Annotated in this window: 12 protein-coding genes; 5 read left to right on the forward strand and 7 right to left on the reverse strand. The window is 43.2% G+C overall.

The features are described 5' to 3' along the window. Positions 1-21: 21 nt before the first annotated feature. The 5 genes from IDJ75_RS02060 to IDJ75_RS02080 all read right to left on the reverse strand — a co-directional run bounded on the left by IDJ75_RS02060 (position 22) and on the right by IDJ75_RS02080 (position 7,171). Positions 22-987 carry a lipid A deacylase LpxR family protein gene (locus IDJ75_RS02060; RefSeq protein WP_191173954.1) on the reverse strand — a complete coding sequence of 322 codons (966 nt, stop codon included), beginning with the start codon at positions 985-987 and terminating at the stop codon, positions 22-24. 57 nt (positions 988-1,044) lie between these two features. Continuing rightward, positions 1,045-1,632 (reverse strand): hypothetical protein, encoded by a 588-nt coding sequence (locus IDJ75_RS02065; RefSeq protein ID WP_191173955.1) that lies wholly within the window; start codon positions 1,630-1,632, stop codon positions 1,045-1,047. Positions 1,633-1,830: 198 nt separating this feature from the next. Next, positions 1,831-4,308: an endopeptidase La gene (gene lon / locus IDJ75_RS02070; RefSeq protein WP_394368087.1), complete on the reverse strand. Its 2,478-nt coding sequence runs from the start codon at positions 4,306-4,308 to the stop codon at positions 1,831-1,833. Positions 4,309-4,895: 587 nt separating this feature from the next. Continuing rightward, a complete protein-coding gene (locus IDJ75_RS02075; protein ID WP_191173957.1) occupies positions 4,896-5,915 on the reverse strand; it encodes a sterol desaturase family protein in 1,020 nt (339 codons plus the stop codon). Positions 5,916-6,022: 107 nt separating this feature from the next. Further along, a complete protein-coding gene (locus tag IDJ75_RS02080; RefSeq protein ID WP_191173958.1) occupies positions 6,023-7,171 on the reverse strand; it encodes an FAD-dependent oxidoreductase in 1,149 nt (382 codons plus the stop codon). Between the two features lie 242 nt (positions 7,172-7,413). Here IDJ75_RS02080 and IDJ75_RS02085 point away from each other — a divergent pair, with 242 nt between their 5' ends. Beyond that, positions 7,414-8,043, forward strand: a complete 630-nt coding sequence (locus tag IDJ75_RS02085; protein ID WP_191173959.1) for a tetratricopeptide repeat protein — start codon at positions 7,414-7,416, stop codon at positions 8,041-8,043. Here IDJ75_RS02085 and IDJ75_RS02090 read toward each other — a convergent pair. Next, positions 8,040-8,594 (reverse strand): hypothetical protein, encoded by a 555-nt coding sequence (locus tag IDJ75_RS02090; RefSeq protein WP_191173960.1) that lies wholly within the window; start codon positions 8,592-8,594, stop codon positions 8,040-8,042. The genes IDJ75_RS02085 and IDJ75_RS02090 overlap by 4 nt on opposite strands. Next, positions 8,581-10,134 (reverse strand): 2,3-bisphosphoglycerate-independent phosphoglycerate mutase, encoded by a 1,554-nt coding sequence (gpmI, locus tag IDJ75_RS02095; RefSeq protein ID WP_191173961.1) that lies wholly within the window; start codon positions 10,132-10,134, stop codon positions 8,581-8,583. The genes IDJ75_RS02090 and gpmI overlap by 14 nt, the downstream gene beginning before the upstream one ends. Before the next feature lie 64 nt (positions 10,135-10,198). On the opposite strand from gpmI, the gene IDJ75_RS02100 reads away from it, so the two are divergent. The 4 genes from IDJ75_RS02100 to IDJ75_RS02115 are packed head-to-tail and all read left to right on the forward strand — an operon-like array spanning position 10,199 to position 12,990. Then, positions 10,199-10,591: a DUF4783 domain-containing protein gene (locus tag IDJ75_RS02100; RefSeq protein WP_191173962.1), complete on the forward strand. Its 393-nt coding sequence runs from the start codon at positions 10,199-10,201 to the stop codon at positions 10,589-10,591. Between the two features lie 46 nt (positions 10,592-10,637). Further along, a complete protein-coding gene (gene nadC, locus IDJ75_RS02105) occupies positions 10,638-11,486 on the forward strand; it encodes a carboxylating nicotinate-nucleotide diphosphorylase (protein WP_191173963.1) in 849 nt (282 codons plus the stop codon). Positions 11,487-11,533: 47 nt separating this feature from the next. After that, positions 11,534-12,181 carry a glycerol-3-phosphate 1-O-acyltransferase PlsY gene (plsY, locus tag IDJ75_RS02110; RefSeq protein ID WP_191173964.1) on the forward strand — a complete coding sequence of 216 codons (648 nt, stop codon included), beginning with the start codon at positions 11,534-11,536 and terminating at the stop codon, positions 12,179-12,181. Positions 12,182-12,186: 5 nt separating this feature from the next. Then, complete coding sequence (locus tag IDJ75_RS02115; protein WP_191173965.1) at positions 12,187-12,990, forward strand: M48 family metallopeptidase; 804 nt, start codon at positions 12,187-12,189, stop codon at positions 12,988-12,990. Positions 12,991-13,122: the final 132 nt, after the last annotated feature.

Below are 13,122 nucleotides of genomic sequence, written 5' to 3' on the forward strand. Positions count from 1 at the left end.
GTGGGTTTTTAACTTTGATTATTAATTAAAGCGGTACAGCACTGTTAATGATCCCCATTGGTGGGTACTTTTTACCATCTGTTTCACTTCGCGGGTATTAATTACTGCGCCAACATCAAACACAAAACGGCTGGTGGTTAAGGCAACGCCTAATTGGTTGCTAAATACCAGGTGGTTAATATCGCCAACAATTTCCTGTGTGCCGGGTTCAGGGTGGTCCTTAAAAATATTCCCCTGTACGGTAGCATCGTATGCTACCGCATTTATCTGTGGCTTGTAGTAAAAGAAAAATTCGTTATTATGCAGTAAGGTATTGTTGCTGCTTTTGCTTACTGAACTTTGCGTGCTTACCGATTGGAATAACTGGTTAAAATTACCCAAACGCACCATTGGCCCAATACCTGCGGCATTAAAGCCTGTACCGGCGTTAACGTAAGCCGTAAAAGTAAGGTCGGCCCATGAGCCACGGGCAAGCAGTTTGTTTACCTCGGCACTTAAATTTAACTGTGGCGCATTGCGTACCTGGTACTGCCAGCTGTTTAGCTCATAAAAGCCAAAGGTATTGTGAATGAATTTTTGAATAGGATAGCCACCTGCAGCGGGGCCAACTATACCGGCCTTAGCAGTTAGCTTAAGGGTAGTTTCATCCTTATATAAAAGGTTGGCTGATGCGCCAAGGTATAGATAGCCGGCAAAAGGCCTGTCAACCTCTGCAGCCGATGGCAACTGGCCCGATTGCGCGTTATAGATCTTTTGCCCAAGCTCTAAACCAAAAACTGCATTGGCCAGTTTATCATTCTTCATTTTGCTTACATCCATTGCATGACGGTAGTATAGGAAGAAACCGTTGGTGTAGTAACGGTCAGACCCCTGGCCAAGAAAAGAATCATTATCAGACTGGAAGCCGATCTCGTTTGTGCGGTTTTGCGCGTATGAGCCGATGCCCGCTAAAAGGCTTGCGGCTAACAGGAATAGTTTTTTATTCATCAGGATTATAAAAGTATGCTAATGTAAAAAAAGCAGGATGGTATTCCACGCTTTTATTTAAAAAGCGTAACCAAAACTTACATAAGGCCAGTAAGGTATAATCCTTTCTGTAGAAAATACCGGGCTTACGCCTGTCCTGAAGCTAAAGCCACCATCTATAGGTTGATAACGGTAGCCAAAGTTTAAATTACCCAGCACGCCGTTGTCGCGGCTTGCGCCTTTGTAATAGCTAACACCGTTAACATCGTAACTACTTGATCCCCTGTTATTAAAAAAAGTGTAATACGAGTCGGACTTGAAGGTGTAATAGGTGATACCTGCCCCCACCTCAAAATATTTGCCATTTTTACCCAACAGGTAATTAACTACAATAGGGATTGTGAAAAAAGATGTTTCACCATCTGCATAAAAGCTTGCCCCAATACGTCCGCCAAGCCCATCTTGTTTTTTGCTGAAACGGGTATCGTAATTGGCAGAATAAACAGAACCTGGCCCCAGTAGCTCAAAAAATACATTTTGCACACGTTTGTTGGCGTAATTGTTTTTAATTGAATCGGTTTTGGTAGTGCTTGCTTGCTGGGCATTGGCAGAGATAGAGCTGATACACAATGCAATCAGCATAAAAGATTTTAATAGTTTAATCATATAAGGTTTAAATGGCTATGAAGGTATTGTTTTTGACTTAACAAACCGAAATAGGTTTAAAATAAAAAAGCAGGTATTTATCCCTGCTTTTTTATATATGGTCACCCCCCGAAATTTATTAGGCCATAACAGCATATGTAATTTGGTATATGTGCGAAAGTGACTGAAAGATGTTGAACTCAATTCAGCATCTCTTATTTAATTTAGTGCTGCCTTTGGCTCTTTTTCCTTCACCGTTAAGTCAAGCGGCTCTTTTACCAGTTCATCCAATAGCGCCAGGTTTATTACCTCACGCATATCAGTAACGTAGTGGAATTTAAGGTCGGTAATGTAACCTTCCTTAATTTCAAGGATATCTTTTTGGTTCGATTTACATAAAATTATCTCTTTGATATTGGCACGTTTGGCAGCCAGGATCTTTTCTTTGATACCGCCTACAGGCAATACGCGGCCGCGCAGGGTTATCTCACCTGTCATGGCTAAATGTGGCTTTACCTTACGTTGCGTAAATGCCGATACCAGTGCTGTAAGCATGGTAACACCTGCCGATGGGCCATCCTTAGGTGTAGCGCCGGCAGGTACGTGCACGTGGATATCCCACTGTTCAAACAGTTTTGGGTTGATGTTAAAGTAGGTAGCGTGGGCACGCAAGTAAGCCAATGCTATGGTTACCGATTCCTTCATTACATCGCCAAGGCTACCTGTTAAAGTTAGCTTACCGTTACCCGGGCTTAAGCTGGCTTCTATAAACAATATATCGCCGCCAACAGATGTCCAGGCAAGGCCCGTTACTACACCGGCGGTGTCGTTATTCTCGTAAAGGTCTTTATCATAGAACGGGGCACCCAGTATCTTCTCTACTTCTTTTTTGCTTACCAGCGTGTTGTAAGGCTCTTCCATGGCAATGTTTTTGGCAACGCCACGTATCACAGATCCTATCCTTTTCTCTAAAGCACGTACACCCGATTCGCGGGTATAATCTTCTATCAGTTTCTCAACAACATCGCTTTTTATAACAACATCCTTTACGGTTAAACCGTGTGCTTCGCGTTGTTTTGGCAACAAGTGGCGCTTGGCTATCTCAATCTTTTCTTCAACTGTGTAACCGTTCACCTCGATGATCTCCATACGGTCAAGCAAGGCTGGCTGTATGCTGCTTAGCGAGTTTGCCGTAGCAATGAACATCACGTTCGACAGGTCGAAATCCAGCTCTACATAATTATCATAAAAAGTACTGTTCTGTTCAGGGTCAAGCACCTCTAACAGGGCTGATGAAGGGTCGCCACGGAAATCGGTACTTACCTTATCAATCTCATCAAGTATGAATACCGGGTTTGCAGCACCTGCCTTTTTAACCGACTGTATGATCCTGCCCGGCATGGCTCCTATGTAAGTTTTACGGTGCCCGCGTATCTCGGCTTCGTCACGTACGCCACCAAGCGCCATCCGTACATATTTACGGCCTAAAGCTTTTGCTATTGATTTTCCCAGCGATGTTTTCCCAACACCCGGAGGGCCAACCAGGCAAAGGATGGGCGCTTTCATGTTGTGTTTTAGTTTTAAAACAGCCAAATATTCAATGATCCGTTGCTTTACCTTATCAAGGCCGAAATGATCCTTATCAAGTACCTTTTGTGCCCTTTTAAGGTCGAAATTGTCCTTTGTAAATTCATTCCAGGGCAGGTCAAGCAAAAGTTCCAGATAATTTATCTGCACCGAATAATCTGCCGCGGCAGGGTTGGTGCGGGTAAGTTTTTCAAGCTCTTTGGCAAAGTGTGCCTTCACTTCTTTGTCCCATTTTTTCTTCAGGGCACGTTGGCGCAGGTTCTCTATTTCCAGGTCGGGCGATGTGCCGCCAAGTTCTTCCTGTATGGTTTTTAGCTGTTGATTTAAAAAGTAATCGCGCTGTTGTTTGTCAAGATCAACCCTTACTTTGGTTTGGATCTGATTTTTAAGCTCCAGCATTTGCAGGTCGAGCGTTAAATGCTCCAGTACCATATTTATCCTGTCGCGCAAGCTGGGGGTTTGCAGTAACTGCTGTTTATCAGCCATATCCGCATTCATATTTGATGATATGAAGTTGATCAGGAACGATGTGCTCTCGATATTACGGATAGCGATACCAGCCTCGCTCGGTATGTTTGGCGATAGCTGTATAATGTTCATAGCCATGTCTTTAACAGACGATACCATGGCTTTAAACTCTTTATCCTCTTTGGCCTTTATCTCTTTAAACGGTTCAATAGTGGCCTTTATATAGGGTTCGCTTTGTACTTCTTCTTTGAGCACAAAACGTTTTTTGCCCTGTAGTATCACAGTGGTGTTACCATCGGGCATTTGCAGCATTTTTATGATGAGGGCAATCGTCCCCACTTTATTTAGCTGGCTAAAGGTAGGGTCCTCAATACTTACATCCTGCTGGGCAACAACACCAATAAGGCGGTTGCCTTTGTTGGCATCGCGTATCAGTTTAATGGATTTATCGCGACCAACAGTAATTGGGATAACAACGCCCGGAAATAATACCGTATTGCGCAGCGGAAGTATAGAAATAATATCGGGCACCTGCTCATTATTCATTTCTTCTTCATCCTCTGATGACATTAGTGGGAAGAACTCAGAATCCTCATTAATGGAAGGCATGGTATTCTTAAAATCGAATGGATCAAAACTCATCAATCACCTTTTATGTATGCCGGTAACGTCATATTGGCAGGTGCGGAAACTCCGCCCTTAAAATTATGGGTTAATCAGCAGTAGTTAATTATTCAAATATACAGTTTCAAGAGCTATGCCAATATAAGTTAATTAGCCCCTGTAAACGCCATGTGTTTGTAATTTGTTGATTTATTGCGTGTTATGGAGGTTAAATAATTGAGACAGTTTTTTATAAGTTTTTGACTAAAGTGGAAAAAAAGTCATGCGGGGGAATTTGTGTATATAGTTGTATATAAAGCAAAGGCAGTGACGCTTTGGGTTACCAGCCCTGGCATCCGCTTACACGCGCACTGCATTAGGCGCGGGGTCCGGTATCTGCTATCAGGTTTATACATTCCAGGTTTTAGGGTAGCTCCTACGGAGCAAAAGGCCTATAGGAACCGTTACTACAAAGCGATAGCCCCTGATGGGGCATAAAAATATAAATGTAAAAGGGTAATTATGTCCTGTAGGGACAACCGCTTTGTAGAAAAGCAAATAAATAAGGCTTTGCCCTGTAAGGGCTACCCTAATTAACTATTGTGTGAAACTTAATCAAACACAATTTACACCAGTACTTTTTCTCCTTTAGCTTTTTCCGCTTCCAGTTCCTCAAAGTATTTTTTGCGTACCACATGGGTCATTTTATGGTCGCCGGTATGGCTCCAGCCGGGTGGCATAAAAATGTAGAAAACCTTGTTTTTGATGCCCGGTGCCCTGTAAACATCTTTGGCTAAGGCTACTATCTCGCCGAAATAAGCATCCAAAAAGCTGTTTTTGATCATAGGCCTGCTAATGCCGTACTCAATAGGGATGCTGCGATCTTCGGGGTAGTAAGTGCCAAAAACCTTATCCCATATATTAAGCAGGTTGCAAAAGTTGGTATCCATATACACAATATTGCGGGCATGGTGTACCCGGTGATGCGATGGGGTAAGTATAATATTGTTTAAAAAGCCAAGCCGGCCATCTTTTATAATGTTTTCGCCAACGTGGATCATAGCGCCCCAGGTGCCGTCAATAAACATAATTACAAAAAGCATGGCAGGGTTTACACCCAGCAAAATACAAATACTGGTACGGATCAGGTCGGCATAGGGGGCTTCTAAAAAAAAGTGTGCGTAGGTAACCGAAAGATTCATGCTTTCGGGCGCGTGGTGGGTAGAGTGCAGGCACCAAAGCAGGCGAACCTTATGCGCCAGGTAATGATATATAAAATGAGCGAACTCCCATATCACGTAGCCATAAATAAACCAATACCAGGTAAAAGTGGTTTTTAAAAGTGCGATGGGTAAAAACCATTTAATGCAAAGCCCTATCATGGCAATGGATATTACCCGGCCTACAAAGGCATTTAATACATAGGTAAAGAAAGAGATCTTATAATGGATAACCTTAAACCTTTTGTAAAAAGCGGCACGTATAATTTCGAGCAAAAGCAGAAAAGGGGTAAGGGGTACCAGCAATGATGTGATACCACCATAAGTAAGAAACTTACTGTAATCGCCCGATTTGATGATGTCTAATAAACCGCCAAGTCCCCAAAAGCCTGTAAACTCGTTAGCTACCTCTTTAAAAAAGTCCATAATTTGATAAATTGGTTAATACTATGCTTGCTTAAGTATTAACGCAATTAACTTAACAAAAATGTATAAACCAAATACATCAGATAACTTTTTCGCTATAATTAAATTTATCCCGCAATCCGCACCATAAAATCAATAGCTCCCGGCGAATGTAATATCTCTAACGATTGGATAGACTCATTCGCGGCTACGGCTGCCCTGCTGCGCATCTGTTTTTCAAAGGCCGCAATGGCCAATAGGGTATCGGGATAGCTTTCATCAGTAAGGGCATTGCTAAGCTCTAAGGCATCAAGCATGGCCATATTTACCCCCTCTCCGGCATACGGTGGCATCAGATGGGCGGCGTCGCCAAGCATGGTTAGATTGGGCTGCGCTTCCCATGCCTGCTCTAAAGGCATAGCGTATAAGGGGCGGGGTACAAAAGTGCCGCTTGCGTGCTCAAATAGCGTGGTCCATATATCTCCCCAGTTTGCAAATTCGGTTTTAAACCAGGCAAGTACCCGGGCTTTATCTGTAAAATCAATGCCCGAATCTTTTACCCAGTTTTCATCGGCCTTAAAGCAGGGATAAAATATCATGCTGCCATCGCCTTTGGCGCTTACTATAAGGCTCCTGTTATCGCCCATGGCAAAAATTTTACCACCACTTAAAAGTTGGTGCATTTCGGGGATTGTTGTTTCTGAGTGGTACACTGCACCCTCTACAGCTGTATAACCGCAATAGAAGGGTTTAACGGGGGTAAGGTAGGGGCGTAGTTTTGAATTTGCGCCATCGGCGGCTATAACCAGGTCGGCAACCGCCAGTTTGCCATTTTTAAACTCAATTTTCCAGCCGTTGTTATATTGGGTAAGTGATACAAATTGGCTATCCCAAACTACGGTGCCGGGGGTAAGCGACTCAAGCAATAATTTCTGCAAGGGGCCGCGGTCTATTTCGGGGCGGCCGCGGTATGTCTCGTCCTGCTCTCCTATGTGGTCATCCAAAACAATGTTTGCATGTTCATCTGTAACACGCATTTTATCAGCCCCGGGGCGGTAGTTTGTTCTGAACTCATCCATTAAGCCAGCTGCCTGCAAAGCGGCCAGGCCCGATTCTTCATGCAGGTCGAGCGTGGCGCCCTGTGCCCGGGCATCCTGGTGAAGGTCGCGTTCGTAAACGGTTACATCGGCACCTTTTAATTGTAAAAGCCGGGCAAGGGTTAAACCGCCCGGGCCACCACCAATAATGGCTATCTTTTTATATTTTATAGTATTCATTTCTTACTGTTAATTGTAGTGGGATTTTACAGCCTATATTGCTTAAGACGAACAAGCAGGCATTATCTTTTAAATAATAGAAAACTTTATTTGCCTATGGGATATGAAAAATAACTAACCCAATATTTATTAAAAATAGTTGTATACATTACCTAAAATATTAACAAATTGCACGCGCCGGATAATAATTTAGCTACTTAGTAGTTAATGTATTGTTATCGGTTAAATCCCGAAAGTATTAAATGAGGCTATCCGCTATAATATCTTTTTTTATACTTACCTCGTTCGAAACGTCGTCGGCACAGAATACCTATGTGCGTTTGGGGCAGCAGGCATTTATGGATGGTAACTTTAAAGCTGCCGTTGCGCAACTGGAAAAGGCCTGTATGGTTGATTCTACCAACGCAAACGCTTACTGGATGTTGGGTTACTCTTATTATCACAGCGAGAACTACCGCAAATCAATAGCCGCCTATACAAAAGTTATTTTCATAAACCCGGTTGATGCTTCGGCATATTACTACCGTGCAAGGGCAAAGGGCTATTTAGGGAAGGATACCTACCTGTCGCCAACTGAGCGCGAGAAACACCTGCTGGGGGCTATATTCGACCTGACCAAAGCTATCGCCATTGAACCTAACGACCACGGTAAATGCTACCAGACACGGGGCATTGCCTACCGCGAATACGGCATTTTTAAGCTGGATCAGAAGAACGCGCATAATTATGATAAAGCACGCGGCATTAACTCGTTAAAGGCTTCCATAACCGACCTGGAAAAAGTACTGAATGATAATCCGGGAAGGTCTGATATATCTGCTCTGATAGAGCTATCTAAAGAAAAGCTGGCAACTGCTAACGGGCATCATTAAAAATTACCTTTAACACGGTAATTGTTGGCCCCCATTATTTTTACCTGCTGCATTTTCTCAATTAAATAATAGGCGTTTGGCGCATATACCAATTTTTCGGTAGTGTTGTAAAGGATGTTGTGGGTGTTGTTTACAATAGTTATTTCGGTTACCTGCCCGGCCTTTTTCCTGATGATGATCTCGCGGGTTTCCAGTTCAGGGTATTTGGCTTTGTAAACAATGCTGTCGTTATTGGCCTGTACGTTGTAGCTAAGCTTCCAGGCGGGTTTATTGATATCGCTTTCGGTAAAAAGGTTTAGCTCTTTTTCCCAGTCACCAATATGCACCTTTTTGTTTTCGGCAGTGCCGTTATGGCCAACTGTTTTATCAACTTCGGGGTTTTGTTTGTTAAGCCGGGCAGCTTCATTCTTAAAATACTCCTTCAGGTCGAAGTATTTTAACCGGGCACCGGTTTCCTTTATTTCGGGCTTAGTACAGGCGTAGCTGCCGCATAAAAGCAGCAGCACGCTTGTATAAATAGTATATTTTTGGATGGGTTTATACCAGTACATTACCAGTCATTTCGGCCGGGATAGGCACGCCTAAAATGCTTAAAACGGTTGGTGCTATATCGCCCAGTTTACCATCTTTTACCTGTTTTACATCATTATCAATAATAATACAAGGAACCAGGTTGGTGGTATGCGCCGTGTTTGGTGATCCATCCTCGTTTATCATGTAATCGGCATTGCCGTGGTCGGCAATAATGATGAACGAGTAGCCGTTTTTTAAGCCGGTTTCAACAACCGCTTTTGTGCAGGCATCAGCAGTTTCGGCAGCCTTCATTACCGCGCTGAAAACGCCTGTATGGCCAACCATATCGGTATTGGCAAAGTTTAGGCACACAAAATCGGGCCAGCCGCTTTCCAGTTCAGGGATAATGGCATCGCGAATGCCTTCGGCGCTCATTTCGGGCTGCAAGTCGTAAGTAGCAACTTTTGGCGAGGGTACTAAAAGGCGTTTCTCATTGTTAAATTCAGTTTCGCGGCCGCCGGAGAAGAAGAATGTTACGTGCGGGTATTTCTCAGTTTCGGCTATGCGGATCTGTTTTTTACCGGCACTTTCTAAAACCTCGCCCAATGTTTTGCTCAGATCGTCCTTGCGGAACACCACTTTTACATTTTTAAAAGTTTCATCGTACGATGTCATCGTTACATAATCGATGTTAAGCGGTTTCATATCATACTCCGGGAACTCCTTTTGGGTAAGTGCCTGCGAAATTTCGCGGCCCCTATCTGTACGGAAGTTAAAGCAGATCACCACATCGCCATCTTTTATGGTAGCAACAGGCTGGCCATCGTCGCCGGTTTTTACTATTGGCAGTATAAATTCGTCGGTAACACCGGCTGCGTATGATGTTTTGATAGAAGAGATGATGTCTTTTGATGCCTCACCTTCACCTTTCACCAGCAGGTCGTACGCTTTTTTAACGCGTTCCCAGCGGTTATCGCGGTCCATTGCATAATACCTGCCAATGGCCGAAGCAATGGTAACAGGGGTATCGGCAATATGGTGCTGCAGTTCGGTAATAAAACCAGCTCCCGAGTTAGGGTCGGTATCGCGGCCATCCAAAAACGCATGAATAAATACCCTTTGCAAGCCTAATGCATTTACAGCATCAGCCAGGCCTTTTACGTGGTTAATGTGCGCATGCACACCGCCATCGCTCACCAGGCCTATCAGGTGCAGGTCTTTATTATTGTTTTTAGCATAGTTAAATGCTTCAAGCAGGGTTTCGTTCTGTACAAATTCGTTATCGGTAACCGCCTTGTTTATGCGGCCAAGCTCCTGGTAAACTACTCGGCCTGCACCAAGGTTCATGTGCCCAACTTCCGAGTTACCCATCTGCCCTTCGGGCAAACCAACGGCAAGGCCCGATGCTTCCAGTTTGGAGTTTGGATATTTTGCTATCATAGAATCGAAAAACGGCGTATTTGCCGCTACTATCGCGTTCGATCTGTCGTTACGGCCGTAACCCCAGCCGTCGAGTATAATTAATGCAACTTTTTTATTGTTTTCCACAATGCAAATATAAAAGCAACGTTTAAACATTGTACTTTAACAGCGTTTTATTTTTTGCTACAACAATTTTGTAAGTTATTGGTCATATACATATATGAAACTAAAATACTTTCCGCTGGTAACGCTTTTATTTTTACTGCCCCTTGCAGTAAAGGCGGATGATATTGAAAAAATTGCCGACCTGCTTAAACAAGGCAATGCGCATGAGCTTGCCAAAATGTTCTCATCAAACGTTGATATGAATATTTTAGACGAAACCAATGTTTACTCAAAGGCGCAGTCTGAAATGATATTGGATAAGTTTTTTAAAGAGAATAAACCACATACGGTAAAGCTGTTACATCGCGTTAGCTCAAACCCCAATTATAACTTTGGCGTGGCTATTTTAAGTACTGATAAAGGCAAGTTTCGCATATCATATACCCTCAGGGAAATTAATAAGGTAATGGTTGTCATTGAGTTGCGTATTGAAACCGAAAAAACCTAATTAATCATCAATTGTTCTTACTTTTGAAGCTCAAAAAAACAAAGGTTTGGACAAAGAAATTATACATCAATTTATAGTTAATGCTTTAAGTGAAGATGTTGGCGACGGCGATCATACTTCATTAGCTACCATTGAAGCCGGCACACAAGGCAAAGCAAAGTTATTGGTAAAAGATACCGGCATACTGGCAGGTGTTGAACTCGCTGCAGAAATTTTTAGAGAGGTTGACCCTAACCTGAAACTGAATGTGTTTTTACAGGATGGCACCGAAGTTAAACCTAAGGACGTTGCATTTGAAGTTGAGGGTGATGCCCGGGCTATTTTAAAAGCCGAGCGACTGGTGCTTAACTGTATGCAGCGCATGAGCGGTATTGCTACTACTACCCGCCAAATTGTTGACCTTTTACAAGGAACCAACGCAAAAGTTTTAGATACCCGTAAAACCACGCCTGGTTTACGATACCTGGAGAAATGGGCCGTTCGCATAGGTGGGGGCGTTAACCACCGTTTTGGTTTGTATGATATGATCCTGATAAAGGATAACCATGTGGATTACTCGGGCGGCATCCGCAGGGCAATTGAAAATGCCAACAGGTATTTGCAGCAAACCGGCAAAAAGCTGGCTATAGAAATTGAGGTACGCAACCTTGATGAATTGGAACAGGTATTGCAAACCGGCAATGTTAACCGTATATTAATTGATAATTTTAACTTTACAGATCTGAAACAGGCTGTTAATATGATAGAAGGCCGGTACATTACCGAAGCATCGGGCGGGATAACTATTGATAATATACGCGGCTATGCCGAATGCGGTGTAGATTATATATCGGTAGGTGCCCTCACGCATTCTATAAAAAGTTTAGACCTCAGCTTAAAGGCTGTAAAATTATAATGATATATTGCGGTAGTATAACATCAAATTAATAATATTGCAGGCAGATGCTATCAATCTACTCGATTTCAGCGCTTATTCTGGCTTACCTATTCGGATCAATTCCTACTGCAGTATGGATAGGGCAGGCATTTTACAATGTAGACGTACGCGAATACGGCAGCGGTAACGCCGGGGCTACCAATACCTTTAGGGTTTTGGGCAAAAAGGCCGGTATCCCGGTTATGCTGCTCGATATTTTAAAGGGGTGGACAGCCACCAACCTGGCTTATGTTATTGGGGTTACCACAACGGGAGCCTACCATTCTATCGCTTTTACAAACTACGAACTGGCGCTTGGTATAGCCGCAGTAATGGGCCATTTGTTCCCGGTATTTGCCGGATTTAGGGGTGGTAAAGGTATTGCCACACTTTTTGGAATGATATTGGCTATAAACTTACCGGCTGCCTTACTTTGCGTATTGGTATTTATTGTAACGTTGCTAATAACCAGATATGTATCATTAGCATCCATATTAGCGGGGTTTATATATCCTATCGGTGTAACATTTATTTTTCCGGTGTATATTAAATCGGTCATTATATATGGGATGTGTATTTTTATATTGGTATTAGTAACACATCAAAAAAATATTGAACGATTATTAAAGGGTAAGGAGTCGAAAGTTAATTTATTTAAAAAGAAAACCACCTGAATCCCATGAAGAGAATTAAACCCCTATTGGCACTGGCTGTAATAGCTATTGCCGTTTACGCCTGTTCAACAGTGCCGCTTACAGGCCGTTCGCAATTAAGCTTAGTAAGCGATGATCAGATAAACCCTGCCGCGGCGCAAAGTTACCGCCAGTTGTTATCAGACCCCAGCACAAAAGTTATTAGCAGCGGTACCGATGCACAGCGTGTAAAACGTATTGGCAACCAGCTTGCTGTAGCTATTGATAGATATTTAAAAGCTAATGGTTACGGCGATCAGTACAATTACCAATGGGAGTTTAACCTGATACAAAGTAAAGAAGTTAACGCGTGGTGTATGCCGGGTGGTAAGGTTGCTGTTTACAGCGGCATATTGCCTGTTACACAAACTGATGCCGGTTTAGCAACTGTTATGGGCCACGAGATTGGGCACGCTATTGCCCATCACTCTGCCGAAGCGCTTTCACAGCAAATGGCTGTACAGGCAGGCGGCTCAGCAATTAACGCTGCAACAGGCAATAAATCGCAAACCACGCAGGCCTTAATAGGTACACTATATGGTGTTGGCGGCCAATTGGCTACCCTGAAATATTCGCGCGATAAAGAGAATGAGGCCGACAGGCTTGGCTTAACCTTTATGGCTATGGCCGGTTATGACCCACGCCAGGCAGTTGCCTTTTGGCAACGTATGGCAGCACAAAGCCAGGGTGCCCCGCCAGAATTTTTAAGCACCCACCCAAGTGATGCCACACGTATAGCCAACATCCAAAAGTTGATACCTGAGGCAATGAAATATTATAAAGGCAAATAGTTTTTTGTGGTGATTTTAACCACAGAGGGCACAAAGATTTTCACAGAGGTCACAGAGATTTAAATTTCTGTGGCCTTTTTGGTTAATGATTTAACCACAAAGTACACCAAGGTTTCACAGAGATCACAGTGA

The sequence above is a fragment of the Mucilaginibacter rigui genome, from assembly GCF_014773275.1.
Lineage (GTDB): Bacteria > Bacteroidota > Bacteroidia > Sphingobacteriales > Sphingobacteriaceae > Mucilaginibacter > Mucilaginibacter rigui_A.

Coding starts and splice junctions, on each gene's coding strand:
- IDJ75_RS02060 (WP_191173954.1), bottom strand. CDS start 987: ATGAATAAAAAACTATTCCTGTTAGCCGCAAGCCTTTTAGCGGGCATC.
- IDJ75_RS02065 (WP_191173955.1), bottom strand. CDS start 1,632: ATGATTAAACTATTAAAATCTTTTATGCTGATTGCATTGTGTATCAGC.
- lon (WP_394368087.1), bottom strand. CDS start 4,308: ATGAGTTTTGATCCATTCGATTTTAAGAATACCATGCCTTCCATTAAT.
- IDJ75_RS02075 (WP_191173957.1), bottom strand. CDS start 5,915: ATGGACTTTTTTAAAGAGGTAGCTAACGAGTTTACAGGCTTTTGGGGA.
- IDJ75_RS02080 (WP_191173958.1), bottom strand. CDS start 7,171: ATGAATACTATAAAATATAAAAAGATAGCCATTATTGGTGGTGGCCCG.
- IDJ75_RS02085 (WP_191173959.1), top strand. CDS start 7,414: ATGAGGCTATCCGCTATAATATCTTTTTTTATACTTACCTCGTTCGAA.
- IDJ75_RS02090 (WP_191173960.1), bottom strand. CDS start 8,594: ATGTACTGGTATAAACCCATCCAAAAATATACTATTTATACAAGCGTG.
- gpmI (WP_191173961.1), bottom strand. CDS start 10,134: ATGTTTAAACGTTGCTTTTATATTTGCATTGTGGAAAACAATAAAAAA.
- IDJ75_RS02100 (WP_191173962.1), top strand. CDS start 10,199: ATGAAACTAAAATACTTTCCGCTGGTAACGCTTTTATTTTTACTGCCC.
- plsY (WP_191173964.1), top strand. CDS start 11,534: ATGCTATCAATCTACTCGATTTCAGCGCTTATTCTGGCTTACCTATTC.
- IDJ75_RS02115 (WP_191173965.1), top strand. CDS start 12,187: ATGAAGAGAATTAAACCCCTATTGGCACTGGCTGTAATAGCTATTGCC.